This is a genomic window from Rhodococcus jostii RHA1, from assembly GCF_000014565.1.
In the GTDB taxonomy this organism is placed as follows: domain Bacteria; phylum Actinomycetota; class Actinomycetes; order Mycobacteriales; family Mycobacteriaceae; genus Rhodococcus_F; species Rhodococcus_F jostii_A.
The window spans coordinates 6,415,765-6,441,483 of the sequence record NC_008268.1 but is presented as its reverse complement, the minus strand read 5'-3'; the positions used below and the strand labels follow the sequence as shown (position 1 = coordinate 6,441,483).

The 25,719-nt window shown below is 68.1% G+C and carries 26 protein-coding genes; 8 read left to right on the top strand and 18 right to left on the bottom strand.

Annotated elements, in window-relative coordinates; all coding sequences use genetic code 11:
- The first annotated feature begins 24 nt into the window (after window positions 1-24).
- Entirely contained in the window at window positions 25-1,560 is a 1,536-nt protein-coding gene (locus tag RHA1_RS29280) for an MFS transporter (protein ID WP_011598050.1), read from the top strand.
- Here RHA1_RS29280 and RHA1_RS29275 read toward each other — a convergent pair.
- The 6 genes from RHA1_RS29275 to RHA1_RS29250 all read right to left on the bottom strand — a co-directional run bounded on the left by RHA1_RS29275 (window position 1,530) and on the right by RHA1_RS29250 (window position 7,656).
- Window positions 1,530-2,699, bottom strand: a complete 1,170-nt coding sequence (locus tag RHA1_RS29275) for an ABC transporter ATP-binding protein (protein WP_009479229.1) — start codon at window positions 2,697-2,699, stop codon at window positions 1,530-1,532. The genes RHA1_RS29280 and RHA1_RS29275 overlap by 31 nt on opposite strands.
- A 37-nt stretch (window positions 2,700-2,736) precedes the next feature.
- Complete coding sequence (locus RHA1_RS29270) at window positions 2,737-3,573, bottom strand: carbohydrate ABC transporter permease (protein WP_005239292.1); 837 nt, start codon at window positions 3,571-3,573, stop codon at window positions 2,737-2,739.
- Between the two features lie 2 nt (window positions 3,574-3,575).
- Window positions 3,576-4,523, bottom strand: a complete 948-nt coding sequence (locus tag RHA1_RS29265) for a carbohydrate ABC transporter permease (RefSeq protein WP_005573473.1) — start codon at window positions 4,521-4,523, stop codon at window positions 3,576-3,578.
- A complete protein-coding gene (locus RHA1_RS29260; RefSeq protein ID WP_192815080.1) occupies window positions 4,520-5,884 on the bottom strand; it encodes an ABC transporter substrate-binding protein in 1,365 nt (454 codons plus the stop codon). Before RHA1_RS29260 ends, RHA1_RS29265 begins: the two co-directional genes overlap by 4 nt.
- A 250-nt stretch (window positions 5,885-6,134) precedes the next feature.
- Window positions 6,135-6,626, bottom strand: a complete 492-nt coding sequence (locus RHA1_RS29255) for a general stress protein (RefSeq protein WP_005239275.1) — start codon at window positions 6,624-6,626, stop codon at window positions 6,135-6,137.
- 67 nt (window positions 6,627-6,693) lie between these two features.
- The gene (locus RHA1_RS29250; protein ID WP_011598048.1) at window positions 6,694-7,656 is read right to left on the bottom strand and encodes an HpcH/HpaI aldolase/citrate lyase family protein; all 963 of its coding nucleotides are present in this window, start codon (window positions 7,654-7,656) and stop codon (window positions 6,694-6,696) included.
- Between the two features lie 71 nt (window positions 7,657-7,727).
- On the opposite strand from RHA1_RS29250, the gene RHA1_RS29245 reads away from it, so the two are divergent.
- The 5 genes from RHA1_RS29245 to RHA1_RS29225 all read left to right on the top strand — a co-directional run bounded on the left by RHA1_RS29245 (window position 7,728) and on the right by RHA1_RS29225 (window position 13,129).
- Window positions 7,728-8,999: a magnesium transporter MgtE N-terminal domain-containing protein gene (locus RHA1_RS29245; protein WP_009479226.1), complete on the top strand. Its 1,272-nt coding sequence runs from the start codon at window positions 7,728-7,730 to the stop codon at window positions 8,997-8,999.
- A complete protein-coding gene (locus RHA1_RS29240) occupies window positions 8,996-9,517 on the top strand; it encodes a DUF1003 domain-containing protein (RefSeq protein WP_005264640.1) in 522 nt (173 codons plus the stop codon). Before RHA1_RS29245 ends, RHA1_RS29240 begins: the two co-directional genes overlap by 4 nt.
- A 116-nt stretch (window positions 9,518-9,633) precedes the next feature.
- Window positions 9,634-10,797, top strand: coding sequence for a lytic transglycosylase domain-containing protein (locus RHA1_RS29235; protein WP_011598047.1), 1,164 nt, complete (start codon window positions 9,634-9,636; stop codon window positions 10,795-10,797).
- Window positions 10,798-11,090: 293 nt separating this feature from the next.
- The gene (locus RHA1_RS29230) at window positions 11,091-11,969 is read left to right on the top strand and encodes a lytic transglycosylase domain-containing protein (RefSeq protein ID WP_011598046.1); all 879 of its coding nucleotides are present in this window, start codon (window positions 11,091-11,093) and stop codon (window positions 11,967-11,969) included.
- 23 nt (window positions 11,970-11,992) lie between these two features.
- Window positions 11,993-13,129 carry an Mrp/NBP35 family ATP-binding protein gene (locus RHA1_RS29225; protein WP_009479223.1) on the top strand — a complete coding sequence of 379 codons (1,137 nt, stop codon included), beginning with the start codon at window positions 11,993-11,995 and terminating at the stop codon, window positions 13,127-13,129.
- 66 nt (window positions 13,130-13,195) lie between these two features.
- Here the strand turns inward: RHA1_RS29225 and tatB are convergent, their stop codons facing one another.
- From tatB to sigE, 4 genes are all read right to left on the bottom strand, one after another.
- On the bottom strand, window positions 13,196-13,621 hold the full coding sequence (gene tatB / locus RHA1_RS29220) for a Sec-independent protein translocase protein TatB (RefSeq protein ID WP_009479222.1): 426 nt from the start codon (window positions 13,619-13,621) through the stop codon (window positions 13,196-13,198).
- 68 nt (window positions 13,622-13,689) lie between these two features.
- Window positions 13,690-15,213, bottom strand: a complete 1,524-nt coding sequence (locus RHA1_RS29215) for a trypsin-like peptidase domain-containing protein (protein WP_011598044.1) — start codon at window positions 15,211-15,213, stop codon at window positions 13,690-13,692.
- Between the two features lie 94 nt (window positions 15,214-15,307).
- Entirely contained in the window at window positions 15,308-15,670 is a 363-nt protein-coding gene (locus RHA1_RS29210) for a DNA-directed RNA polymerase sigma-70 factor (protein WP_011598043.1), read from the bottom strand.
- A 16-nt stretch (window positions 15,671-15,686) separates the two neighbouring features.
- A complete protein-coding gene (sigE, locus tag RHA1_RS29205; RefSeq protein ID WP_011598042.1) occupies window positions 15,687-16,319 on the bottom strand; it encodes an RNA polymerase sigma factor SigE in 633 nt (210 codons plus the stop codon).
- A gap of 284 nt (window positions 16,320-16,603) precedes the next feature.
- Between sigE and RHA1_RS29200 the strand changes: the two genes are divergently transcribed.
- Complete coding sequence (locus RHA1_RS29200; RefSeq protein ID WP_005239255.1) at window positions 16,604-17,242, top strand: O-methyltransferase; 639 nt, start codon at window positions 16,604-16,606, stop codon at window positions 17,240-17,242.
- A 28-nt stretch (window positions 17,243-17,270) separates the two neighbouring features.
- On the opposite strand, the gene glgC is transcribed toward RHA1_RS29200, so the two are convergent.
- Window positions 17,271-18,485, bottom strand: a complete 1,215-nt coding sequence (gene glgC, locus RHA1_RS29195; RefSeq protein ID WP_005239253.1) for a glucose-1-phosphate adenylyltransferase — start codon at window positions 18,483-18,485, stop codon at window positions 17,271-17,273.
- 121 nt (window positions 18,486-18,606) lie between these two features.
- On the opposite strand from glgC, the gene glgA reads away from it, so the two are divergent.
- Window positions 18,607-19,776, top strand: coding sequence for a glycogen synthase (gene glgA / locus RHA1_RS29190; protein WP_009479216.1), 1,170 nt, complete (start codon window positions 18,607-18,609; stop codon window positions 19,774-19,776).
- Between the two features lie 9 nt (window positions 19,777-19,785).
- On the opposite strand, the gene RHA1_RS29185 is transcribed toward glgA, so the two are convergent.
- From RHA1_RS29185 to RHA1_RS29160, 7 genes are all read right to left on the bottom strand, one after another.
- Entirely contained in the window at window positions 19,786-20,628 is an 843-nt protein-coding gene (locus tag RHA1_RS29185; RefSeq protein ID WP_016883308.1) for a putative RNA methyltransferase, read from the bottom strand.
- 90 nt (window positions 20,629-20,718) lie between these two features.
- Window positions 20,719-20,886, bottom strand: coding sequence for a DUF3117 domain-containing protein (locus RHA1_RS46455; protein ID WP_003936084.1), 168 nt, complete (start codon window positions 20,884-20,886; stop codon window positions 20,719-20,721).
- A 150-nt stretch (window positions 20,887-21,036) separates the two neighbouring features.
- On the bottom strand, window positions 21,037-21,612 hold the full coding sequence (locus RHA1_RS29180) for a DNA-3-methyladenine glycosylase I (RefSeq protein ID WP_009479214.1): 576 nt from the start codon (window positions 21,610-21,612) through the stop codon (window positions 21,037-21,039).
- Window positions 21,609-21,920: a DivIVA domain-containing protein gene (locus tag RHA1_RS29175; protein WP_011598039.1), complete on the bottom strand. Its 312-nt coding sequence runs from the start codon at window positions 21,918-21,920 to the stop codon at window positions 21,609-21,611. Before RHA1_RS29175 ends, RHA1_RS29180 begins: the two co-directional genes overlap by 4 nt.
- 52 nt (window positions 21,921-21,972) lie before the next feature.
- Window positions 21,973-22,932 (bottom strand): glucosyl-3-phosphoglycerate synthase, encoded by a 960-nt coding sequence (locus RHA1_RS29170; RefSeq protein WP_011598038.1) that lies wholly within the window; start codon window positions 22,930-22,932, stop codon window positions 21,973-21,975.
- The gene (gene folP / locus RHA1_RS29165) at window positions 22,929-23,828 is read right to left on the bottom strand and encodes a dihydropteroate synthase (RefSeq protein WP_011598037.1); all 900 of its coding nucleotides are present in this window, start codon (window positions 23,826-23,828) and stop codon (window positions 22,929-22,931) included. The genes RHA1_RS29170 and folP overlap by 4 nt, the downstream gene beginning before the upstream one ends.
- 93 nt (window positions 23,829-23,921) lie before the next feature.
- On the bottom strand, window positions 23,922-25,697 hold the full coding sequence (locus RHA1_RS29160) for a long-chain-acyl-CoA synthetase (RefSeq protein WP_011598036.1): 1,776 nt from the start codon (window positions 25,695-25,697) through the stop codon (window positions 23,922-23,924).
- Between the last annotated feature and the right edge of the window lie 22 nt (window positions 25,698-25,719).

Sequence of the window (25,719 nt, the reverse complement as noted above, 5' to 3'; positions counted from 1 at the left end):
CACCGACCCCTACAGGAGGACCCCATGGCCGCCGGATCGACAACCGCAGCCAGGGCTCTCCTGCCCGTCATGTGCTTCGTCGTGATGATTGTCGCCGTTCTGCAGACATTGGTGGTGCCGATCGTCGGGACCATCGGCGCGCAACTCGAGGTCGGCCCCACCGCCGTCGGCTGGCTCCTCACCGCGAACCTCCTCGCAGCCGCCACCGCGACACCCGTCCTCGGCCGCCTGGCCGACCTCCGCGGCAAACGGCCCGTCCTGCTCGGGGTGCTCGTGGTCGTGCTGCTCGGCTCCCTGATCGGTGCGTTGTCGACGTCGGTGGGAGTGCTGATCTTCGCCCGCGTGCTCCAGGGCGTGTCGTTCGCGCTGTTCCCCATCGGCATCGCGGTCCTGCGCGACGAACTTCCCGCCGAGAAGCTGACCGGGGCGATGGGGATCTTCTCCGGCACCCTCGGATTCGGCGGATGTTTCGGCATCGTCCTCACCGGTGTGCTGGTCTCCGACGGCGCCGACTTCCACCGCATCTTCTGGCTGTCCTCGGCCATCACCGCCGCCGGACTCGTCCTCGCGTGGATCGCCATCCCCCGCCGCCCGCGCACCGGAACGGGTTCCATCGACTGGATCGGCGCGGCCGGTCTCGCCGCCGGCCTCGTCCTCGTCCTGCTGCCGCTCGCCGAGGGCGGCACCTGGGGCTGGACGTCACCCGTCACCATCGTCAGCGGAATCGCCGGAATCCTGGTCCTGATCGGCTGGTTCCTCTACGAACGCAGGATCACCGACCCACTCGTCGCGCCCCGGCTGCTGACCAACCCGCCCGTCCTCGTCACCCACCTGTCCGCGCTCGTGGTCGGCATGTCGATGTTCGTGATGTTCCTGGGCAGCTCGTACTTCGTCCAGACCCCGCGCGCGGTGGCCGGATACGGCTTCGGGGCCACCGTCCTCGAGGCCAGCACCGTATACCTGCTGCCGGGCGCGATCAGCGGTGTCCTCGCCTCGATCCTGAGCGGAAAACTGATCCACCGCTTCGGTTCCCGGGCCGTCCTCATCGCCGCGAGCGTCGTCGGCGTCAGCGGGTTCGTCGTGTTCGTCTTCGCCCACGACCGCACGTGGGAGGTCATCGCGGCCATACTGCTGGTCAACACGTACATCAGCCTCGCGTACGCGTCGCTGCCGTCGCTGCTCGTGGCCGAGGTCCGGCAGGACGAGACCGGCGTCGCGAACAGCATCAACTCCATCGCCCGGTCCGTGGGCAGTTCCGTCGCCAGTGCGCTGCTCGCGACCCTACTCGCCGGCATCACCATCGACGGAACGGACGTCCCGACCGAATCGGCGTACGTGATCGCGTTCGTCGTCGGCGCGACCGCGGCCGCCCTCGCCGGGCTGCTGCCGTTCTTCGGCATCACGCGCACCACCCGCACCCCGTCCGACGAGGAGGAGGACGAGGTCCACGCGACCGCCCTCGCGGCCGAGTGGGGCACTGTCGGCGGCCTCGGCGGAGCGAACACCCGCGGTTCGGGTGAGCGCCCCGCTCAGCGGGTGAGGTTCGCTCCCGAATCCTGATCGAACAGGGCGATCTTCGACCGGTCGAACCACAGTTCCACCGGCCTGCCGTGCGCCGCGGACGATTCGGTCGACAACCGGGCGACCAGCTGCCCACCACCCGCGACCGCGGTACCCGAGTCGGCAGCGAGTTCCTCGAGTTCCCGCGAGGTCACCTGCGGCCCCTCCGCCGTGAAATAGGCGTACTTGTCCGAACCCATCGACTCGAGCACCTCGACGTTGGCCGTGAACGTGGCACCGGCCGCCCTCTGCCCCTCGTCGACGAGCGCCACGTCCTCGAAGTGCTCGGGCCGGATCCCGACCACGACGTCCTTCGCCGTGTTCGACGACCCGATCTTGTCGCGCGTCTCCGCGGGCAGCGTGAATTCGCCGAGCGGCGTCGACACCCCGTCGGCGGTGAGCTGCCCCGGGAAGAAGTTCATCGACGGCGAGCCGATGAAACCCGCAACGAACAGGTTGTTCGCGTGGTCGTACAGATCCTGCGGCGCCCCGATCTGCTGAACCACACCGCCCCGCAGCACCACCACCCGATCGCCGAGGGTCATCGCCTCGGTCTGATCGTGTGTGACGTACACCGTGGTGGTGCCGAGTCGCTGTTGCAGCCGGGCGATCTCGGTGCGCATCTGGACGCGGAGCTTGGCGTCGAGGTTCGACAGCGGCTCGTCCATCAGGAACGCCTTGGGGTTGCGGACGATCGCCCGTCCCATCGCGACCCGCTGCCGCTGTCCGCCCGACAGATTGGCCGGTTTGCGATCGAGGTGCTGGGTGAGGTCGAGGACCTTGGCGGCGTCGTCCACCTTCGCCGCGATGTCCGACTTCGACATCTTCGCCAGCGTGAGCGGGAACGCGATGTTCTGCCGCACCGTCATGTGCGGGTACAGCGCGTACGACTGGAACACCATCGCGATGTCGCGGTCCTTCGGCGCCTTCTCGTTGACCCGCTCCCCCGCGATGCGCAGTTCACCGGACGAGATGTCCTCCAGGCCGGCGATCATGTTGAGAGTGGTCGACTTTCCGCACCCGGACGGTCCGACCAGAATGATGAATTCGCCGTCGGCGATCGTGATGTCGACGTCGCTCACCGCCTTGGCGCCGTCCGGGTACAGCTTCGTCACCTTGTCGAGCACGATTTCGGCCACAGAAACTCCTTCATAGTTTCGACCCTGCAAGCAGGTCTCAGCCCTTCACTGCGCCGGAGGTCAGACCGGCCACGATGCGTCGTTGGAAGAACAGCACGAAGATGATGATCGGGATCGTGATCACCATCGCGGCTGCGGCGATCGAGCCCGTCGGCTCCTCGAACTGGGAGGCGCCGGTAAAGTTCGCGATCGCGGCCGGTGCGGTGATGGACCGTTCCGTCGAGGTCAGCGAGATCGCGAACAGCAGGTCGTTCCAGCAGAAGATGAAGACCAGGATCGCGGCGGTGACGATGCCCGGCGCCGCCAGCGGGGCCACGACCTTCCGGAACGCCTGAGCCGGTGTGGCGCCGTCCATCTTGGCCGCCTTCTCGAGCTCCCAGGGGATCTCCTTGAAGAAGGCGGACAACGTGTAGATGGCCAGTGGCAGCGCGAACGTGATGTACGGGAGGATCAGACCCGCCCAGGTGTCGAACAGCCCGAGCCTGCGCTCGATGTCGAACAACGGGCTCACGAGGGAGATCTGCGGGAACATCGCGATCAGCAGGGCCACGCCGACCAGCAGCTTCTTGCCCGGGAAGTCCAGCCGGGCAATAGCGTAGGCGGCCATGGTGCCGATGACGACGGCGATTACCGTGGAGATGAGCCCGATGCCGATGGAGTTGATCAGCGCACTGGTGAACGCGTTGGTCTGAAAGATCCCGCGGTAGTTGTCGAGTGTCCACTTCTGCGGAATGAACTTGCCGTCCTTGATCGTTCCCGCGGGCTTGAACGACAGGCTGGCGATCCACAGCACCGGGACCAGTGCGTAGAGCAGGACGAGCAGGTTGACCACGGACCAGCTGATCTTGCGGCGAGGTGTGTCGACGACGGCCATGGCTATCGGTTTCCTTCCGTGTCGGACCCGGGAGCCGAGGCGCCGAACAGCTTGATGAACACGAACGCGAGCAGTGCGACGCAGAGGAAGATGAGGACGCTGATCGCGGAGCCGATTCCGAGGTTGAATGCCTTGAACAGGTTGTCGTAGCCGAGGATCGACAGTGATCCGGTGTCGTTGGCGCCCTTGGTGAGGACGTAGATATTGTCGAAGATCCGGAACGCGTCGAGCGTGCGGAACAGCAGCGCCACCAGAATTGCCGGTTTCATCAGCGGCAGGATGATCCGCACCAGCCGCGTCCACGCCCCGGCGCCGTCGACCTGAGCGGCCTTGAGAAGGTCGTCGGGGACGAGGGCCAGTCCGGCGAGCAGCAGCAGCGCCATGAACGGCGTCGTCTTCCACACCTCGGCGAGCACGATGATCGCCAGCGACGGAATCTGCTGCGTCAGCGGGGCGCTGCCGTCGGGCAGCAGGTTGGCGAGATACCCGGTCCCCGGCGTCCACGCGTAGTACCAGCTGTACGCGGCGGCCACGGTGACGATGCCGTACGGGATCAGCACCACCGTCCGCACGATGCCCTTCCCGACCAGCGTCCGGTGCATCACGAGCGCCAGGATCAGGCCCAGGACGAACTCGATCACCACCGATACGACCGTGATGCCCACCGTCACCGCGAAGGCCTGCCACCAGTACGCGTCCGACAGCACCGACACGTAGTTCGCGAGGCCTACGAATTTGCGGTCGTCGGGGAATCGGAGGTCGTAGCGCTGCAGGCTCAGCCACACCGCGTAGACGACGGGGTAGGCCGTCACCGCGACCATGAGGATCGCGGCGGGAGCCACCAACCACAGTCCCAGTCGGCGTTCGGCCTTCTTCCCCTCCGAGATCTGCTTTTTCGACGCGACTTTCGGCTCTTCGGCCCGGTCCGCCTGCACGGTTTCGGTCGTCACGGGATCAGCCCTTCCGAGTTGACCGCCTTGCGTACCTGTTCGGCGAGTTCGTCGACGGTGCGCGGCGGGTCGATGTCACCGACCGGATTCAGCGTGTCGGTGATCAGGGTCGAAATGCTCTGGTACGCCGGTGACACCGGGCGGACGGATGCCGTCTCCAGGCTCTCCCGCACCTCGCGCCACGCCGGGTACGCCTCCTGGAACGCCGGGTCGTCGTACAGGCTCGCCAACGTCGGCGGCACACCACCGTTGACGGCGTTGTTGCGCTGGTTCTCCTCGTTCCGCAAGCACGACACCGCCTCGAACGCCAGGTCCGGGTGCTGGCTGGTCTTCGCGACCGCGATGTTGAATCCGCCGATCGTCACCTCGGCCGGTCGCCCGGGGATCACCGACGGGTACGGCGCCGGGAGGAAGTTCTGCTGACCGTCGACGGTGAGCACCGTGTTGCCCGTGTCCACGGACGTCGGGTTGCCCTTCTCGTCGATGAACGGCAGGTCCCCCTTCTCTGCGTTCTCGATCATGCCCGGCAGCACGAACGGCCAATTGACCTCGAACGCAGCCTTTCCGCTCTCCATCCCCAGCCGGGACGACGCCTCGTCGCCCTGGGAAACCGACGGGTCGGCACCCTCTGCGGTGGCCACCCGCTTCATGACCTCGAGCGCCTTCAGCGCGGCGTCGCCGTCCGCGACCGTCACGGTGGTCCCGTCCTCGGCGACGACGGACCCGCCCGCGCTCGCGAGCAGGGTGTTGAACCACACCATCAGGCCCTCGTACTGCTTGCCCTGCACCCCGATCCAACTGGGCCTGCCCTCCGCGGCGAGGCCCTCCGCGATGTCGATCATCTGGTCCCACGTCTGCGGGGGCTGCCCGTCCGGCATGAGGTCCTTGCGGTACCAGAGCAACTGGGTGTTGGTGTTCAGCGGCGCGGCATACAGCTGGTCCTGCCACTTCGCGGATTCGAGGGGGCCTTCGAGCGTGCCCTCGCTGACCTCCGCCGCGATGGCGGGCGGGAGCGGCACCGCCCAGCCGGCCTCGGCGAACTCGGCGGTCCACACCACGTCGAGCGTCATGATGTCGAGTGACGTGTCGTTTCCGGTGAGCCGGCGGGCCAGCTGGAGCCGCTGATCGTCTGCGCCCTTCGGCAGCGTGCGCTGCTCCACGGTGTACCGGCCGCCGGCCGCGGCCGTGCAGTTGGCCGCGGCCTCCGCGTATTGTTCGGCGCCGTCGGCAGCCGTGTAGAAGCTGAGGACGATGCCCTCTTCGGACGACCCGCACGCAGCCAGCAGGGGAACGGTGAGGACGGTGGCGGCACCGATCAGTCCCCACTTCAGCGAGCGTCCGGGCTTGGTGCGATGCAGCACAGCCGCCTCCTCGAGCGGCCCCTCACGGATCCAGTCGCGGTACGGCTGGGCACGCGGGCCCGCACATTTGTTCCTGCCGGAACGTGCACTCCACCGACAGGTCACGGTTTCGGCGTGGGCCGGAGCCCACGCATTGCGCCGTAAACCTATCCGACATTGTCGGCGAACTGGGTGAAATCGCCGCGAACGTCGCGAATGGGACGCAATCCGTGACCCGACCGCAACCCACAGGTCGCGGTGGGAGCGCCGATCAGAGCGCCAGTTTGGCCAGCATGTCCCGGGCCTTCTCCGCCGACTTCGGCTCGCACAGCACGTCGTACCGCCCGGCGACCAGCTGCATGGTCGACGCGAAGTCCCGGGTCCCCCGCGTCGCTGCGTACGGGATCGTCGTGGAGATCAGCCCGAAGATGATGCCGCCGACGATGCCGACGACGAGCGGCGCCAGGAAACCGCCCGTGACGATGCCCAGCAGCAACCCGAAGAACACGCCGAGCCATGCCCCCGAAACAATGCCCCCGCCAATTACTTTCGCCCAGGTGAGACGGCCCAGCACCCGCTCGACCTGCATGAGGTTGACACCCACGATGGTGACGTCCTCCACCGAGAATTCCTGATCGGAGAGGTAGTCGACGGCGCGCTGTGCCTCCGCGTAGGTGGGATACGAACCGATGGGCCAGCCCGTGGGGGGTTCCGGCAGAGCCCCACGCCGCGCCCCATTGGACTGTCCGAGTGGATTCGTCATCGTCAGCTGGTCTCCTCGTGTGGTTCTCTCAGGATCGGTCCTGTGAGAACCATTCTGCCTGCTGAGGCTATTTCCCGTCAGGTCGCACGAACTCGGTGGTCCGTTTCATACCCGCGGCGCGGCCCTTGGCGGAGATCACCAGCGCCATCTTGCGACTCGCCTCGTCGATCATCTCGTCGCCGAGCATGACGGCACCGCGACCGCCGCCGGCCGCGGAGGTGTGGAACTCGTAGGCGTCCAGTATCAGTTCGGCCCGGTCGTAATCGTCCTGACGGGGGCTGAACACATCGTTCGCCGCCTCGATCTGGGTGGGATGCAGCACCCACTTGCCGTCGAAGCCGAGCGCGGCCGTGCGCTGCGCCGACCGGCGGAACGCCTCCACGTCGCGGATCTGGAGATAGGGACCGTCGATGGCCTGCACCCCGTGCGCGCGGGCGGCCATCAGGATGGTCATCAGGATGTGGTGGTAGGCGTCGCCACGGTCGTAGCCGTCCGGTTGCTCCCCGACGACCAGCGTGCGCATGTTGATGCTCGCCATGAAGTCGGCGGGACCGAACACCAGGGTCTGCACGCGGGGACTGGCCGTCGCGATGGCGTCGATGTTGGTGAGCCCGATCGCATTCTCGATCTGCGGCTCGATACCGATCCGGCCCACCTCGAGCCCGTTGGCCTTCTCTATCTGGGTCAGCAGCAGGTCGAGGGCCTGAACATGACTGGCGTCCGGCACTTTCGGCAGCAGGATCGCATCGAGGTGGGCGCCCGCGCGTCCCACGACCTCGACGACGTCGGCGTACGTCCATTCGGTGGTCCAGTCGTTGACCCGCACCACCTTGATCTGGTCGCCCCACCCGTCCTCGGCGAGCGCCTCGGCGATGGTGCCGCGCGCTTCCTGCTTGGCGAGCGGTGCCACCGCGTCCTCGAGGTCGAGGAAGATCTCGTCCGCGGGCAGCCCCTTCGCCTTGTCGATCATCTTGCGGCTGCTGCCCGGAACGGCGAGCACCGACCGCCGTGGCCTGTAGACGGAACTCATGACGGACGATCCTCCACTTTCGCAGGTGTTCGATTCCCTGTATTTCTGTACAAGGATCTAGCCTGGCAATCATGGCAGCTGCGAACAAGGTTTTTGCAGCCAGGCTGGCCGGCCTGGTGGTGCTCGGCCCCGATGGGGAGTCGATCGGCCGCGTCCGGGACGTGGTGATCACCGCGCGCGTCGGCCGGCAGCAGCCGCGCGTCCTCGGACTGGTCATCGAATTGTTCACGCGCAAACGCATCTTCGTCCCGATGCTCCGGGTCACCGCCATCGAACCGAGCTCCGTGACACTCACCACCGGCAACGTCAGTCTGCGCCGATTCCAGCAGCGGCCCGGCGAGGTACTCGCCCTCGCCCAGGTGGCGGATTCCCACGTGCGCGTGGACGACCCGGAACTCGAGGAGCTGCGGGACGCCGACATCATCGTCGTCGATCTGGGCATCGAGCAGACCCGCACCCGGGACTGGGTGGTGTCGAAAGTCGCGGTGCGCGGGCACCGCGGCCGACTCGGTCGCCGCGCCGCCATGCACGTCGTCGAGTGGCAGCACGTCCAAGGCCTCACACAGACCGACCTGGCGATGCCCGGCCAGGGTGTCTCGGCGCTGCTCACGCAGTTCGAGGGCATGCGCGCGGCCGACGTCGCGAACGCGATGCGGCTCCTGCCGGAGAAACGCCGCCACGAACTCGCACTCGCACTCGACGACGAACGCCTCGCCGACGTCGTCCAGGAACTGCCCTCCGACGACCAGACGGACCTGCTCATGCATCTCGAGGTCGAGCGCGCCGCGGACGTCCTCGAGGCCATGGACCCCGACGACGCCGCCGACCTCCTCGGTGAACTTCCCGAGACCGAGGCCGAATCCCTGCTGCAGCTGATGGACCCGCAGGACTCCGAGCCGGTCCGACGGCTGCTCGAGCACTCCCCCGACACCGCGGGTGGTCTGATGACTCCGGAGCCGGTGGTCCTCACCGCGTCGACGACGGTCGCCGAGGCGCTGGCCCGTGCCCGGATCTCGGATGTCACCCCCGCTCTCTCGAGCATGGTGTTCGTCGTCCGCCCGCCGACCGCGACGCCGACAGGCCGCTACCTCGGCTGCGTGCACCTGCAGAAGTTACTGCGGGAACCCCCCGCGAGCCTGGTCGGTGGACTGCTCGACACCGACATGCCGCGGCTGGCACCCGAGGATTCCCTGACGTCGGTGACCCGCTACTTCGCAACCTACAACCTGGTGTGCGGGCCGGTGGTCGACGCCGAGGACCACCTGATCGGAGCGGTCACCGTCGACGATGTCCTGGACCACCTCCTCCCCGAGGACTGGCGTGAAGAGGAGATCGACGGATGAGCGAGAAGTCAGCCAGCGCGGCCGCCCGGAGCCTGTCCGACCGGCAGCGCCTCGACACCCCGCGGGGTACCCGCCGCTTCCGGGTCACGTACGACGTGGAGGCCGTCGGGCGGGCCAGCGAGAACTTTGCCCGGTTCCTCGGCACGGGCCGATACCTGATGATCCAGACGGTGGTGGTGATCGTCTGGATCATCATCAACGTCTTCGCCGTCCGATTGCAGTGGGACCCGTACCCGTTCATCCTGCTCAACCTGGCGTTCTCCACCCAGGCCGCGTACGCGGCGCCGCTGATCCTGCTGGCGCAGAACCGCCAGGAGAACCGCGACCGCGTCTCCCTCGAGGAGGACCGCTCGCGCGCCGAGCAGACGAAGGCGGACACCGAGTTCCTCGCCCGGGAACTGGCCGCGCTGCGCATCGCGATCGGCGAGGTCGCCACCCGCGACTACCTGCGGCGCGAGCTCGACGAGATCAAGTCGCTGCTGGGCGACGAGGAAGACACCCGAACCCGGCGCAAATGAGGGTCGGCGAATCCCCGCAAACTCCGGCAGGCTCGATCACGTATATGTAACGTCAGTCACATCTTCTCGGATGTATGCGGTGTGCGAAAGCGAAGAGCACCGCAGGGGGTGATCGAGTGCGGATACGTGGACTGTTGACGGTCGCTGCCCTGACAGTGGGCGCAGTTGCCACCCTCGGGTCCTCGACCGGCGGTTCTGCTGTGAGTGGCGCGTCCGTGGGCACTTCGGCCTTCGGTTCCACGACGGGAGCGACGACACTCACGGCAGCGTCGATCACGCCGGGAACCACCCCTCAGGCCGCGTACTTCCCGCCGTCGGGAATCCTGGCACCCACACCGCGGGTCGCGCGGTCGCAGAGGGCCGCTCCCCCGCCGCCCGCCCCGCTGCCCGCGGTGACAAATCCCACATCCCCGGCGTCGCCGTCCGGCACCGGGCTCATCGCCGCGCCGGTGATCCTGAGCGCTCTGGGCATCCCGGAGATCGTGCTCAACGCGTACCGATCCGCGGAACTCGAGATGATGGCGGAGTCCCCGAAGTGCGGTCTGCCGTGGCATCTGCTGGCCGGTATCGGCCGCATCGAATCGGGTCACGCCGGCGGCGGCCGGACCGACTCGGTCGGCACCACGATCACCCCGATCCTGGGTCCCGTTCTCGACGGCAGGCTGGCCGGCAACGAGGTCATCCGGGACACCGACCGCGGCGCCACGGACGGCGACCCCGGGCACGATCGTGCCGTCGGACCGATGCAGTTCATTCCGTCCACGTGGGCCAAGTACGCGTCCGACGGCAACGCGGACGGTGTGGCCGATCCCAACAACGTGTTCGACGCGACGCTGGCGGCCGCCCGGTACCTCTGCTCGGGCGGTCTCGACCTCCGCGATCCGCTCCAGGAAACCCGCGCGGTCCTGCGGTACAACAACTCTGCCGCGTACGCCGCCAACGTCATCACCTGGTCGAACGCCTACAGGAACGGGGGAACTCCGACGCCGAGCCAGCTGTCGGAATCGGCGTCGCCGTCGCCCGGACGTCTCGCCGACGCCGCCGCGGCCGAATCGGACCTTCCACGCGATCTCGCGACCACCCCGCAGCCGTCCACCGACGGCGCGGCCACCCCCGCGACGCCCGCTCCGGCCCCGCCGATTCCCGGACTCCCGCCGCTGCCGCAACTGCCCTGTCTGATCTTCTGCCCACCCGCCGACCCCGGCGCCCCGGCATCCGTCACGCCCGGCCCGGTCGAGCCCGCCCCGGGCGCCCCTCCGGCCGACGCCGTTCCCCGGTAGTCACCCCCGCCTCCGCCGCGCGCTCTGCTTGCAGGGCGCGCGGCGGAGGCGTTCCGGTGTCCGGGTCCTGACGCTGCGACCGGCCCGATCCGTCCGACACCCCCGGCACCTCCGCGTCCTGGCGTGACCTTGCCGTGTTGGTTACCCTCGCTCACGTGCCTTGGGAGTAACGGAACCGTGCGATACAAGCCCGTTTGATCACGGTTGGATAACGGAAACGTATCGAATCAGGTAGCCTCGATCCGGTCAATTGAACGGAACACCCCGAGACGGGGGTCGCAGGAGGCAATCGAGTGGGTCGGCACAACAAGAAGACGGACTCCCATATCCGCCGCAATTCGGTCATCGCGCTTACCGGACTCGTCCCCATCGGACTGATCACCGCAGCCAACACGGCCGGCGCCGCACCCAAGGTTCCTTTTCTTTCCACGAGCTCCTCGTCGGAGGTCGCCGACCTCGCCCAGGAGGCGACCGACACCGCACCGGAGGCCGCGGAAGCCGTCACCCCCGTGGCCGAGACCGCCGCCGAGGCCGCACCGGCCGCCGAAGCGGCGCCCGCTGCTCCGGCGCTCGCACCCGTCCAGGCCACCCCGCCCCTCCCGGCGAGCATCGCCCAGGGCGCGCTCGGCATCCCGGCCATCAGCGTCGCGGCGTACCAGAACGCCGAGCGCATGCTCGCCGTCGAACAGCCGGGGTGCGGCATGTACTGGACGCTCATCGCCGGAATCGGCCGCGTCGAGTCCACCCACGCCTACGACGGCAAGGCGGACGACAAGGGCAACATGCTCAAGCCCGTCCTCGGCCCCGTCCTCGACGGCACCCTCGGCGGCAACGCCGTGATCCGCGACACCGACGGCGGCAAGCTGGACGGCGACGCGAACTACGACCGCGCAGTCGGGCCGACCCAGTTCCTCCCCGAGACGTGGAATCGCTACGCGGGCGACGGCAACGGCGACGGCGTCGCCGATCCGCAGAACCTCTTCGACTCCGCGCTGACCACCGGAAAGTACCTGTGCGACGGCGGATTGAACGTCAAGGATCCGATTCAGGCCGCCAAGGCCGTGCACCGCTACAACAACTCCGCCGCCTACGTGGCCAACGTGCTCGCCTGGTCCGCCGGCTACTCCAGCGGAATCATCCCGGCGGCCGCGGACCTGCCGCGCATCCACTGAGCGCACATCCTTACCATTGAGTCATGCCAGTCCTGAGCGAGTCCGCTGTACGTAGCGCCCTGGCGCGCGTCCAGGATCCCGAGATCCGGAAACCGATCACCGAACTCGGGATGGTCAAGAGCGTCGACATCGCGTCCGACGACAGCGTCGACATCGCGATCTACCTGACCACCGCAGGCTGCCCGATGCGGACCGAGATCAGCGACCGTGTCACGAAGGCCGTGGCGGACGTCCCCGGTGTCGGTGCGATCCGCGTCGAACTCGACGTGATGAGCGACGAGCAGCGCACCGAACTCCGCAAGTCACTGCGCGGAGACTCGGCCGAGCCCGTCATCCCGTTCGCCCAGCCGGGTTCCCTGACCCGCGTCTACGCGGTCGCGTCCGGTAAGGGCGGCGTCGGCAAGTCCAGTGTCACCGTCAACCTGGCCGCCGCACTCGCCGCCCGCGGACTGTCGGTGGGAGTTCTCGACGCCGACATCTACGGACACTCCGTTCCCCGCATGCTCGGCACCGACGCCAAGCCCACGCAGGTGGAACGCATGATCATGCCGCCCGTCGCGCACGACGTGAAGATGATCTCCATCGCCCAGTTCACCCAGGGCAACACCCCGGTCGTGTGGCGTGGACCGATGCTGCACCGCGCGCTGCAGCAGTTCCTCGCCGACGTCTTCTGGGGCGACCTCGACGTACTGCTGCTCGATCTGCCGCCCGGCACCGGCGACGTCGCCATCTCCGTCGCGCAGCTGATCCCCGGTGCGGAGATCCTCGTCGTCACCACCCCGCAACAGGCGGCAGCCGAGGTGGCCGAGCGCGCGGGCGCCATCGCACTGCAGACCCGTCAGCGCATCGTCGGAGTCGTCGAGAACATGTCCTGGATGGACATGCCCGACGGCAGCCGGATGGACATCTTCGGATCCGGCGGCGGACAGGCCGTCGCCGACCGTCTCACGAAGGCTGTGGGCGCGAAGGTGCCGCTGCTGGGACAGATCCCGCTCGAGCAGGCGGTCCGTGAAGGCGGCGACGGCGGCGTTCCCATCGTCCTCGGCCACCCGGATTCGCCGGCCGCGACGGCACTCCGCGACATCGCGGACAAGCTGGCCGTCCGCAAGCGCGGACTCGCCGGAATGTCGCTGGGGATCGACACCACCCGCCACCTCTAGGCGCTACGCGCCTGTGCGCCTTTCTGGTTGCCGGAGCAACCGGAAAGGCGCACCAGCCCGGAGGGCCTATGTTGCGTCGAGGTCGATCGGGGGGCGCTCGCCCGCCGCGAGCGGTTTGTTCTGCGGCGGAGTGGGCGTCGACGGATCGGCGCTCACGGCCTTCGTCCCCGACTTGTCGAACGACACCGAACTCGGCTTGTCGAAGTTGCCGGTGAGAATCGAATCGTCACCGTCGAGCAGATGCTTGGTGATGACCGCGCGCGGTGTCATGCCGCGCAGCTGATTGAGGTCCGACAGCGGCTTACGCAGATCCTCGAACTCAGGACCGAGCTCGTCCTTGAGCTGCTGGCTGGCGCCGCTCGCATACTCACGTACCTGCCTCAGTGATTTCGTTACCCAGCTGACCGCACCCGGAAGCCGCTCAGGTCCCAAGATAACCAGAGCCGCGACGAGGAGGACCATGAACTCGCCCCAACCAATGTTGCCGAACACGTGGTCAGCCTACTGTGCGGTGAGGGTGTTGCCCAGGTGACGGAGCGATCTCACAGCAACCTCTCGAGTCAGTCGGAGGCCGGGGTCACGTCGACATCGACGAGCCGGCCCTCGCGGATCAGCTGAACCCGGACGGGCTCGCCGATCTTCTGCAGGTTGACGGCAACGACCAGTTCGTCGGCGCTGGTGACCGTGCGGTCGCCGACCTTGACGATCACATCGTTCTCGACGATCCCGGCCCGCGCGGCCGGGCTGTCCGAGCGGACATTGGCCACCTGGGCGCCGCTGGTGTTGTCGTTGACGACGGTGCGGGCGTTGACACCGATGTCCGGGTGGTGCATTTTGCCGTCCCGGATGAGGGTCTGAGCGACCGTCGTGACGTCGTCGATGGGAATCGCGAAGCCGAGACCCACCGAACCGCCGGACTCGCTGAGCATGGCGGTGTTGATGCCGATGACCCGGCCGGTGTCGTCGACGAGCGCGCCGCCCGAGTTGCCGTGGTTGATGGCGGCGTCGGTCTGGACGGCGTCGATGACGGCGTTCGTGTCGGAGCCCTCGCCGGACAGTCGCATCGGACGGTGCAGGGCGCTGACGATTCCGCGGGTGACGGTCTTGCTGAGGCCGAGGGGCGATCCGACGGCGACGACGTCCTCACCGACCTGCACGTCGCCGGACTTGCCGAGTTCCGCGACCGTCAGGTTGTCGGCGGACACCTTGAGCACGGCCAGGTCGGTCTTGATGTCGCGACCGACGATCTGCGCCTCGGCCTTGGTTCCGTCCGAGAAGATCACCTGGATCTTGCCGCCGTCGGGGGCGGTGGCCGCGGCGGAGATGACGTGATTGTTGGTGACGATGTAGCCGTCGCCGTCGATGACGACACCCGAACCGGTACTGCCCTGGTCGCCGACCGCCACCTGGATGGACACGACGGCGGGCAGCACGGCGTCCGCGACCTGCGCGACGGGCGACTGGCCGAGGTCGTCCTCGCCGCCGCCCTGGACGAGGGTGACGCTCTGGCTGGTGAGCGAGCTGCGATCGGCGGTGATCACGGCGGCGAGGAGGCCGCCGACCAGACCGATCGCGAGTGCGATTCCGCCGAGCGCGACGAGCGCCTTCGGCGCCACCTTGCCGCCGAACAGAACTTCGCGGGCGCTGAGCGCGGGGGCGGGCGGTCGGGAACGTTCTTCGGCGTGCAACGCCGGCGAGCCGAGTTCGACGCCCGCGTCGGGATCACGCCAGGGGTCGGCGGGCGGTGCCTCGACTGCCGGGGTCGCGGGCTTCTCGTTGGGATCACGCTGAATGGTGTCGACCTCGCCGTCCGGCCGGCCGAACGCCTCCGCCAGTACGGGGTCGGGGGCACCGACCTTCACCGAGGGTTCGCTCTCACTCCGGGCGTCCGACGGGGCGAAGGAACCGGTGACGCCACCGGGCCGGCCGAAAGCGCGGCTGGACGCTGCGTCGATCTGCGGCCGGTAGACGGGCCTCGGATCGAGCCGTGGGGCGTCCGCCGGGCGGAGCGTGCCCGACTCGTCCGCCACGGGACCGTCGGGTGCCGTCGTATCGGAACCCGGAGTCTTGTAATCCGCCGTCACGCTGTCGTGTCCCCCTCGTGTGCGTCAATCACGCGCCCCAGTATCACCGATGCCTCGCTGAGCGCGGACACCGCCGTCGTCGGTCCGGGAGCGCTCAACGGCGCCGGCGCCGGGACCAGATCCGGCTCGTGATCGAGTACGCGCTCGTGAGCGGCGAATCCGGGGTGTGGGAGTCGAACGGGGGCTTGTCGGCGGGATCGCCGTGGTTGCAACTGGGGATCTGGCTCAGCAGACCGAGGAGGCCGGACGGCATGGCGACGTCGCCGCTGCGGCGCAGGGCACGCCGGGCCTGCTGCTGGGAGTCCACCTCGAACGCGCACTCGGCGCAGATCGACAGGTGGTGGGCGGCGCGCAGATAAGCGGACATGCGGAGTTCACCGTCGACGTAGGCGGCGATCGCCTCACTCGCCAGGTGTTCGGTGGAGCCAAACTGGCGAGGTACACGCCCCTGCGTCATTCGTCCCTCCTGGTAACTACCCGACGCCGATCTGATCGGAGTCAACCTTTCCGTTCACAGCCAGATGCTCACGCAGAGCCTGCCTGCCGCGGTGGATGCGGCTACGCACGGTTCCGAGCTTCACACCCAGTGTGGCACCGATCTCCTCGTAGGACAGTCCTTCGATGTCACACAACACGACCGCGGCGCGAAACTCCGGGGCCAACGAATCGAGCGCTGCCTGCAGATCCGCGTCCAGGCGGGCGTCGTGGTAGATCTCCTCGGGGTTCGGCCCGTCGGCCGGGACACGATCGTAGTCCTCCGGGAGCGCCTCCATGCGGATGCGGTTACGACGGCGGACCATGTCGAGGAAGAGGTTGGTGGTGATGCGGTGCAACCAGCCCTCGAACGTGCCGGGCTGGTAGTCGGACAGGGAGCGGAACACGCGGATGAACGTGTCCTGAGTGAGGTCCTCGGCGTCCTGCGCGTCGCCCGACAGCCGGTAGGCCAGTCGGTAGACTCGGTCGCCGTGCTCGCGGACGAGTTCGTCCCAGGACGGCATGGCGGACTTCTCGCCTGTGGCATCGAACACAGCGGTGCCCGTCAGCTCGGCGTCCGACAGCTGCTCGTCGGCGTTTCTCTCGTCTGGAGCCATCGTGTGGTTGCTCATCGAGTTAAGTGGATCCTCCTACTCAGGACCGCAGATCACTGAACGTGGTATTGGCGTCAACTCCCGAGGGCCGGGATTTGTTCCCCGTTTCTCGGACTTTTCCTCCGTCGTCGTGATCTCCCCGCCGGGCGGTCTTCGGATCTGGCGTTGGACATACTCTTTCCCACCGCGATATGTGTGCGGTGTGAGCAAGCTGAGGTATTCCTGAGAATCGCGGCCGGGCAGGTCGCGGCATCGTTGTCGAGCGCGCCTCGCAGCGGCGATGACGAGACCCCGATAGCCTCATGTGCGTGCAGACAAATGCCGAACGGATACTCACCCACGCAGAAGGGGCTGTCCGTGAAGACGAGGCCCTCGGTGCGGCCAGGGAGCGGGCGGACGACCTCGGTGCCGGACCGGTACCTCCCGCGGTCGGTGCTGCCCTAGCCCTGTTTGCCCGCATGCTGGACGCCAAGACGGTCGTCGAGGTCGGAACCGGCGCGGGTGTGAGCAGTTTGTGGCTGCTCCGGGGCATGCGCGAGGACGGCGTCCTCACCACGATCGACAGTGAACCCGAGCACCAGCGGGCCGCCAAGCTGTCGTTCCGGACGAACGACATCGCACCGGCCCGGACGAGGCTGATCAACGGCCGGGCGCTGGACGTTCTGCCGCGGCTCGCCGACGGGGCGTACGACCTGGTGTTCGTCGACAGCGCACCGGTCGATCACCCGCACTACGTCCGCGAAGGGGTTCGTCTGCTGCGTCCGGGCGGCGCGATCGTGCTGCACAACGCGCTGCACGGCGGACGGGTCGTCGACCCGAGCCAGCGTGACGCGGCCACCGTCGCCGTCCGCGAGGCTGCGAAGGCGCTCGCCGAGGACGACCAGCTGATCCGTGTGTTCCTGCCGATCGGCGACGGTCTGCTCTGCGCGTCCAAGCTCTGAGAGCCCCGTTCGTTCCGGGGCCCTCACGCTAGATCCAGACGCCCTTGCCGATGGCGACGACGCCGCCGTTGCTGACGGCGAAGCGTTGCTTGTCGCGCTCGAGGTCGACGCCGATGATCTCGCCGTCGCCGACGACCACGTTCTTGTCGAGGATCGCGCGGCGCACGACGGCACCCTTGCCGATGCGCACACCGGGCATGAGGACGCTGCCCTCCACGGTCGCGCCGCTGTCGACCATCACGTTGGAGCTGAGTACGGAGTTGCGCACGGTGGCCGCCGACAGGATGCACCCGGCCCCGACCACGGACTCCTGCGCGAGGCCGCCCTGCACGAACTTGGCCGGCGCCAGGTTCTCCGTCTCACCGCGGATCGGCCACCGACGGTTGTAGAGGTTGAAGATCGGGTGGACCGACACGAGATCCATGTGGGCGTCGTAGAACGCGTCGAGCGTTCCCACGTCGCGCCAGTAGCCCCGGTCGCGGTCGGTGGCGCCGGGAACGATGTTGTCCTTGAAGTCGTACACGGACGCCTCGCCCGCCTCGACCAGGGCGGGGATGATGTCGCCGCCCATGTCGTGGTCGGAGTCGGAGTTCTCGGAGTCGGCCCGGATGGCGTCGACGAGCACCTTGGTGGTGAACACGTAGTTACCCATCGATGCGAACGTCATGTTGGGGTCGTCCGGGGTTCCCGGTGGATGCGCCGGCTTCTCGAGGAACTGGACGATGCGGCCCGACTCGTCGCTGTCGATACAGCCGAACGCGAACGCCTCGCTGCGCGGCACCCGGATCCCGGCCACCGTCACCCCGGCACCCGACTCGATGTGGTGCTGCACCATCTGCTCGGGATCCATCCGGTACACGTGGTCGGCACCGAACACCACGATGTACTCGGGATCCTCGTCGTAGACGAGGTTCAGCGACTGCAGGATCGCGTCCGCACTACCGGTGTACCAGCGCGGGCCCAGACGTTGCTGCGCGGGAACGGGAGTGATGTATTCACCCGCGAACCCGGACAGTCGCCACGTCTGAGAGATGTGGCGGTCCAACGAGTGCGACTTGTACTGCGTCAGAACACACAGGCGGAGGTATCCCGCATTGACCAAATTGCTGAGCACGAAATCGATCAACCGGTAGGCGCCTCCGAAAGGCACAGCGGGCTTCGCCCGATCCGCGGTGAGCGGATAGAGACGTTTGCCCTCGCCGCCGGCGAGCACGATTCCAAGCACATGTGGCTGGCTCCTCACCCTGTCAACCTATCGGGCGGCCACTCCCCCCGCCAGCGAAGCGCCGAGTCATGGTTTCTCCGATACCTGAATGTGTCCGAGAGCGGTGGCCCGAAGCGGCCCGGACGGTTACGTTAGGCCGGTGCGGGTGGCGATGATGACCAAGGAATACCCACCGGAGATCTATGGCGGTGCGGGTGTACACGTCACCGAACTGGTTGCTCAGTTGAAGCAGCTGTGTGAGGTGGACGTGCACTGTATGGGCGCTCCGCGCATCGGAGCGGTCGTACACACGCCCGATCCCGCGCTGGCCGGAGCCAATCCGGCACTCGCGACGCTGTCCGCCGAATTGCGCATGGCGGACGCCGCGACCGGTGCCGACGTCGTGCATTCGCACACCTGGTACACCGGCCTGGCGGGCCATCTGGCGTCCGCGTTGTACGACGTGCCCCACATCCTCACCGCCCACTCCCTCGAGCCGCGGAGGCCGTGGAAGGCGGAGCAGCTGGGCGGCGGCTACCGCATCTCCTCGTGGTCCGAGCGCAACGCCGTGGAGCACGCCGACGCGGTGATCGCCGTGAGCGCCGGGATGCGACTCGACGTCCTCGACGCGTATCCGTTCGTCGACCCGCACCGGGTCCACGTGGTGCGCAACGGGATCGACACGTCCGTCTGGCACGCCGGGCCGGCAGGTCCGAGAGACTCCGCCCTCGCGAAGATCGGCGTCGACCCGGACCAGCCGATGGTGGCGTTCGTCGGCCGTATCACCCGCCAGAAGGGCGTCGGTCACCTGATCGCCGCGGCACACCAGTTCGCGCCCGAGATCCAGTTGGTGCTGTGCGCGGGAGCCCCCGACACCCCGGAGATCGCCGCCGAGACCGAGCAGGCCGTCGCCGCGCTCGCGGCGCATCGGGGCAACGTGTTCTGGGTCCGGGAAATGCTCCCCACCGACCAGGTGCGGGAGATCCTGTCGGCCGCAACCGTCTTCGTGTGCCCGTCCGTGTACGAGCCGCTGGGGATCGTGAACCTCGAGGCCATGGCCTGCGAGACCGCGGTCGTCGCGTCCGACGTCGGCGGTATCCCCGAGGTGGTGGAGGACGGGGTCACCGGCCGTCTGGTGCACTACAACTCGTACGAGCCCGAGGCGTTCGAACAGGCGCTGGCCGAGGCGGTCAACACAATCGCGGCCGACGTCGGCACCGCCCAGGCGATGGGCAAGGCGGGACGGGCGCGGGCGATCGCCGAGTTCTCCTGGGCGGCCATCGCGCAGCAGACCCTCGACGTCTACCAGGACGCACTGTCCCGGCGCTGAGCGACGAGCTCAGAGGCGGGTGTAGGTGGACACCGTCACCGACGCCGTCACCGGATATTCCTGCGGCAGCGCCGCGATCGAGGACGCCAGCCGGTCGGGGGTGAGGTGCCGCGCCGACGGCCCCATCCCGACGAGCCGGGCCACATCGAGGTGCGACAACGACATAGGGTACTCCACGGCCATGTGGTCGGTGCGCTCGAATCGCCCGGACATCGCGGCCCCGAGACGTTCGACCTTCCGGTCGTCCACCCGGACCATGCCGAGCAAGTCCACGAGTTCCCCCAGGTGCCGCTCCGTGGGGGTGAGGACCACCAGGGACCCGCGGTCGGCGAGCACCCGGTGCGCCTCGTCGGCGTTGCGCGGCGCGAACACGCACAGGACGTGGCTGAGCACGTGGTCCCGCACCGGAAGGTGTTGCCACACGTCGGCAACCACTGCTCCGGCGCGTCGGTGGGCCTTGGCGATGCGCCGGGCCGCGTACTTGGACACGTCGAGGCCGATTCCCCGGCCGGTCGGGACGGCGTCGAGGACGCGCGCCAGGTAGTGGCCTGTGCCCGCGCCGATCTCGAGGATCCGGGGATCGTCGCCGGGCCCGGTGCCCGCCACGACGGCGTCGGCGACGGCATCCATCAGCCGGTCGAAGCTGCCGCCGCCGAGGAAGTCCGCACGTGCGGCGATCATTTCGGGGCTGTCGCCGTCGAACTTGCCGCCGGCCCCGGTCATCAGGCTCACGTAGCCCTGCCGCGCCACATCGAAGGCGTGCCCCTGGTCGCACAGGATCGTGCCTTCGTCGAGTTCCACGCGGGACCGGCACTGCGGGCACGCCAGCAGGTCGGTCACATCGGCCAGCACGAACGTTCGCCTCCCGGTTCCGGACACGGAACAGGCCCCGCACCGAGAACGGCGACGGGGCCTGCCCTGTGAGGTTCTCTCCGCACTCGACTAACTGGTGACGCCCTTGAGCTCTTCACCGAGTGCGGCAGCTTCCTCCGGGGTGAGCTCGACAACCAGACGTCCACCACCCTCGAGCGGAACCCGCATGACGATTCCTCGTCCCTCTTTGGTTGCTTCGAGGGGACCGTCCCCGGTCCGGGGCTTCATGGCCGCCATCCTCTGCTCCCTCCAGATCTGCGCTGCCTGCTTGCGCCTCGACAAATTTTGGCACCCCGCCAACACTCGGCGAGGCTTGTGACATCCATTCTTCCCTATGGACACGAGTACCGGGAACCTGAGTCACAAATAGGCAGGTCCACCGGCAGTTCAGGCGGTGATCGGAACCCAGCAGGCGGCCACGTGGTCGTCCACCATCCCGGTGGCCTGCATGAGTGCATAAGCAGTGGTAGGGCCCACAAACTTGAACCCGCGGCGCTTCAATTCCTTCGCCATCGCGGTGGACTCCGGAGTGACGGCCGGGACGTCGTTCACGGTGGCGAGGCGGCTCGGGCGCGGCGGCGGGGCGAACGACCACAGCAGGGTGTCCAGGTCGGTGTCCGACAACTCCAGCAGGGCCCGTGCATTGCTCACCGACGCCTCGATCTTGGCCCGGTTCCGCACGATCGACGCGTCCGCGAGCAGGCGCGCCACGTCCCGTTCGGTGTAGCGGGCCACCGCCTCCGGATCGAACCCGGCGAACGCGGCCCGGAAGGCCTCGCGTTTGCGGAGAATCGTGATCCACGACAATCCCGACTGGAACGCTTCGAGGCACAGCCTCTCGTACAACTCGTCGCGGCCGTGCAGCGGACGACCCCACTCGAGGTCGTGGTAGTCGCGGTACAGCCGGGACCCGTCCGTGTCGACCGCCCACGCGCACCGCACCCGGTCGTCGGGGGCTGTCACGAGGGATCACCCGGGCGTTCGGACGCGGCTTCAACCGCCGCCAACTGCTCACGCAGCGAATCGATTTCACGTCCCAGCCGGGACAGCGCCCAGTCGACTTCGCTCGCCTTGTACCCCCGTAGCGTCTGCTGGAAGCGCAGCGCCTCCACGTCGGCACCCGTCACACCCTCGGCGGGCAGGGCCGTGAGTGTGGTGCCGGGCGGCAGGGGCGCGAGTTCCTCGGAACGGCCGAACACCGCACTGGCGGCGAGGAACAGCATCGCGCCGACGAACGCCATGACGAGCAGATAGAGCAGGGCTGTCACCATGCCCCGATCCTGTCACGGACGTCCGACAGCAACCTTCCTCAGGGGCGCGCGGTCAGGGGCACACCGTGTTCATCGGCGGGCGATCGGCGAGCGCGACGTCCGTCGTCGTCGGGACGAAGGAGTCGCCGTCCACCAGGAACTGGGTCAGACCCGCCCCGGAGTCGGGCACCCCGCAGCGCCGCATCATCGTGCCGATGATCTGCCTGCTCATCACCCCGAGTTCGGACAGCGGGCGGTTACGGTGCTTGCGCACCCCCAGATTGACCTGGCCGATCGCCCCGAGTCCGAGACGGTCGTACGTGTCGAGCAGCAGACCGATCTCGACGCCGTAGCCGGGGGCGAACGGGACCGCCGACAGCAACTCCCGGGTGCCCGCGTACTCGCCGCCCAGCGGCTGCAGCACGCACGTCAGTTCCGGCCGGAGCGAGGCCAGCATGGGGCGCGCCACCAGCTCGGTGACCCGGCCTCCTCCGTTGGCGTCCTCCGTGCCGCTGAGGCGGAGCGGCCGGCGGTAGTAGCCCTTCACGAGATGGATGCCGTCGGCGGTCAGCAGCGGTCCCAGCAGTTTCGGGACGAACGCCGGATCGGGGTTGATGAGATCCGAGTCGACGAAGGCGATGAGGTCGCCGGTGCTCGCGGCGACGGAACGCCACAGCACCTCGCCCTTGCCCGCCACGGGCGGGAACGCGGGCACCGCTTCCTCCCGGCTGATGACGGTGGCGCCCGCCGCGCGTGCGCGTTCCGCCGTCAGGTCCGTCGATCCGGAATCGAGCACGATCAACTCGTCCACCAGACCACCGAGCAGGGGGTGGATCGTGTCCACCACCGCGGCGACGGTCTCCTCCTCGTTGAGCGCGGGCAGGACCACCGACACGGTGCGCCCTGCCTTCGCCCGTTCGAGTTCGGCGATGCTCCACGACGGCTGGTCCCAGCTGTTCGCCTCGGCCCAGCTGCGTGGGGTGCGCTCCTCGGCCACCATCGTCCGGGCCGCCCGGGCCCCCACGGCACTCATGCCAGCCCCCGCACGGTGCGGGATGGTGCGCGCCGGCCTTGAATCGCGGCCACCATGTCCACCACTCGACGCGTGGGGGCAACTTCGTGGACACGGAAGACACGGGCGCCTCCTGCGGCGGCCATCGCTGTCGCTGCCAATGTTCCCTCCAACCGCTCGACGAGATCTACCCCTAGAGTCTCCCCGACGAAGTCCTTGTTGCTCAGCGCCATGAGCACTGGCCATCCGGTATTTACAAGATCTTCCACTCGCCGCAACAACTCGAGCCCGTGATAGGTGTTTTTCCCGAAGTCGTGGGTCGGATCGATGAGGATCGAGTCGGCGGGCACACCCAGCCGGGCGGCGTTCTCGGCGGCCGACACCACTTCCCGGAGGACGTCCGCGACGACGTCGGCATAGCGGACGCGGAACGGCCGGGTCCGCGGAACCGCTCCCCCGGTGTGCGAACAGACGATGCCGGCGCCCGTCTCCGCGGCCACCTCGACGAGCGCAGGGTCGGCGCCTGCCCACGTATCGTTGATGAGATCGGTGCCCTCCGCGACGGCCAGCCGGGCCACGTCGCTGCGCCAGGTGTCGACGCTGATGAGCAACTCCGGGTAGCGCTCGCGGATCGCGGCCACGAACGGCACCACCCGTCGGGTCTCTTCCGCCGCATCGACGACGTCACCCGGTCCGGCCTTCACGCCCCCGATGTCGACGAGGTCGGCACCCTCGTCCACAGCCCGGTCGACCGCCGACAGGGCGGCGGAATCGGTGAACGTGGCACCGCGGTCGTAGAACGAATCGGGTGTCCGGTTCACGATGGCCATCACCAGCGCACGATCGACCGCCACGGGGCGCCCGCACAGCGTGGGCGACAGGTGGTCGGGCGCGGGCGGTACGTCTGTCTCGGCCATGTCACCAATATTGCACGCAGCGAAATCGACACCACCCGTGAGTACTTGTTAACGGCGGGCGGTTAAGAAGTACTCACGGGCGGCGTAGCCGCATTACCCCTTGGGGAGCGAACCCTTCGCCACTTCGTCGACGTACCCGTCGTATGAGGGCTTGTACCCGTCGCTGCGCCCGGACAGCACGTGCAGCGTGTCGGTGTCCTCGACGTCGTAGCCCTCCTTGCGGAGTTCCACCTTGCGGCTCTTGAACGTCGACGTCTGTTCCAACGAGTCGACGACGCGGACGAACAGCGGCACCGCGTACGACGGCAGCCGCTGGAACAGCAACTCCGCGACGTCGGAACCGTCGAACTTCTCGTTCTCGTGCAACGTCACCGCGGCCATCCCGGCGCGACCGTCGGTCCCGGGGATCTCGACGCCGTAGACGACGGCGTGCTCGACCGCAGGATGCGCGAGGAGCGCGCCCTCCACCTCGGTGGTCGCGACGTTCTCCCCCTTCCACCGGAACGTGTCGCCGAGCCGGTCGACGAACGCGACGTGCGACCAGCCCTGCCTGCGCACCAGGTCGCCGGTGTCGAACCAGCAGTCGCCGTCGTCGAAGCCGTCGCGGACGAGCTTCTTGTCGGTGGCCTCCTCGTCGGTGTATCCGTCGAACGGCGCCCGGTCCGTGACCTTCGACAGCAGCAGTCCGACGTCGCCGGTGCGAACCTTCCGCAGCCTGCCGTCGGAGTGCCGCCGGGGCGATCCGCTGTCCTCGTCGTACTCGACCACGGCGTGCGGCAGGGGGCAGATGCCTGCCGTCCGGTCGACGTTGAGGGCGTTGACGAACGCGATGTTGCACTCGCTGGCGCCGTAGAACTCGGCCACCCGGGAGATCCCGAACCGGGTGGTGAACTCGGACCAGATCTCCGGGCGGAGACCGTTGCCGACCATCAGCCGGATGGAGTTGTCGCGGTCGCCGGGCTTCTCGGGCTGGTTCAGCAGGTACCGGCACAGTTCGCCGATGTAGGTGAACGCGGTAGCCCGGTTCAGTTCGACGTCGGCCCAGAATTTGGACGCCGAGAACTGCTTGCCCAGTGCGAGCGTCGCACCCGATCCGAGCACCGAGGACAGCGACACCGTCAGCGCGTTGTTGTGATAGAGCGGCAGGCAGCAGTACAGGACGTCGCTGCCACGCAGCCGGACGCCCATGTTGCCGAGCCCGGACATGCTCTTGAGCCAGCGGAAGTGGCTCATCAGGCTGGCCTTCGGCAGTCCCGTGGTGCCGGAGGTGAAGATGTAGAAGGCCTTCTCCCGGGCCTGGATCTGCTCGCACACCTCGGGGTTGTCGTCTGCGGCCTTCTCGGCGAGCCGGTCGAGGTCGTCGAAGTAGAGCACCGAGGGCACGGCAGGCGGTTCGTCGAGCGAGTCCATGGCCTCGCCGCACGCCTCGGACACCACCAGGACCCGGCTGTCGAGCAGCGAGATGCTGTGCGCGAGCACGTCTCCGCGCTGGTTGTGGTTCAGCATCCCGGCGGCGGCGCCGAGCTTGACCGCGGCGAGTGCGATGAGCAGCGTCTCGGGCGAGTTCTTCCCCAGGATCCCGACGACGTCCCCGCGTGCCACTCCGAGGTCGGCGAGCACGTGGGCGTACCGGTTCACGCGGACGTTGGCATTCCGGTAGCTCAGCGATTCGCCCTCGAACCGCAGGAACGTGCGGCGCGGGTGCGCGGCGGCAGCGCGCTGGAAGACGAGGCCGATCGATTCCCTCGCGTCGGGGGTCCGGATCAGGCCGAGGACCCCCTTCGCCATGATCGGCAGCTCCGGAATCATGGCCGGCAACCGCCTCGCGAGGTCGACCACCCCGATCGTCGAACGAGCTTCAGAACGCATGACATCCCCTCAGGCCTGCAGT

What these genes read in the sequence shown, in the direction of transcription:
- RHA1_RS29280 (WP_011598050.1), top strand. Translation starts at nt 25, where the DNA reads ATGGCCGCCGGATCGACAACCGCAGCCAGGGCTCTCCTGCCCGTCATG.
- RHA1_RS29270 (WP_005239292.1), bottom strand. Translation starts at nt 3,573, where the DNA reads ATGGCCGTCGTCGACACACCTCGCCGCAAGATCAGCTGGTCCGTGGTC.
- RHA1_RS29255 (WP_005239275.1), bottom strand. Translation starts at nt 6,626, where the DNA reads ATGACGAATCCACTCGGACAGTCCAATGGGGCGCGGCGTGGGGCTCTG.
- RHA1_RS29250 (WP_011598048.1), bottom strand. Translation starts at nt 7,656, where the DNA reads ATGAGTTCCGTCTACAGGCCACGGCGGTCGGTGCTCGCCGTTCCGGGC.
- RHA1_RS29245 (WP_009479226.1), top strand. Translation starts at nt 7,728, where the DNA reads ATGGCAGCTGCGAACAAGGTTTTTGCAGCCAGGCTGGCCGGCCTGGTG.
- RHA1_RS29240 (WP_005264640.1), top strand. Translation starts at nt 8,996, where the DNA reads ATGAGCGAGAAGTCAGCCAGCGCGGCCGCCCGGAGCCTGTCCGACCGG.
- RHA1_RS29225 (WP_009479223.1), top strand. Translation starts at nt 11,993, where the DNA reads ATGCCAGTCCTGAGCGAGTCCGCTGTACGTAGCGCCCTGGCGCGCGTC.
- RHA1_RS29210 (WP_011598043.1), bottom strand. Translation starts at nt 15,670, where the DNA reads ATGACGCAGGGGCGTGTACCTCGCCAGTTTGGCTCCACCGAACACCTG.
- sigE (WP_011598042.1), bottom strand. Translation starts at nt 16,319, where the DNA reads ATGAGCAACCACACGATGGCTCCAGACGAGAGAAACGCCGACGAGCAG.
- RHA1_RS29200 (WP_005239255.1), top strand. Translation starts at nt 16,604, where the DNA reads ATGTGCGTGCAGACAAATGCCGAACGGATACTCACCCACGCAGAAGGG.
- RHA1_RS46455 (WP_003936084.1), bottom strand. Translation starts at nt 20,886, where the DNA reads ATGGCGGCCATGAAGCCCCGGACCGGGGACGGTCCCCTCGAAGCAACC.
- RHA1_RS29175 (WP_011598039.1), bottom strand. Translation starts at nt 21,920, where the DNA reads ATGGTGACAGCCCTGCTCTATCTGCTCGTCATGGCGTTCGTCGGCGCG.
- RHA1_RS29170 (WP_011598038.1), bottom strand. Translation starts at nt 22,932, where the DNA reads ATGAGTGCCGTGGGGGCCCGGGCGGCCCGGACGATGGTGGCCGAGGAG.
- folP (WP_011598037.1), bottom strand. Translation starts at nt 23,828, where the DNA reads ATGGCCGAGACAGACGTACCGCCCGCGCCCGACCACCTGTCGCCCACG.
- RHA1_RS29160 (WP_011598036.1), bottom strand. Translation starts at nt 25,697, where the DNA reads ATGCGTTCTGAAGCTCGTTCGACGATCGGGGTGGTCGACCTCGCGAGG.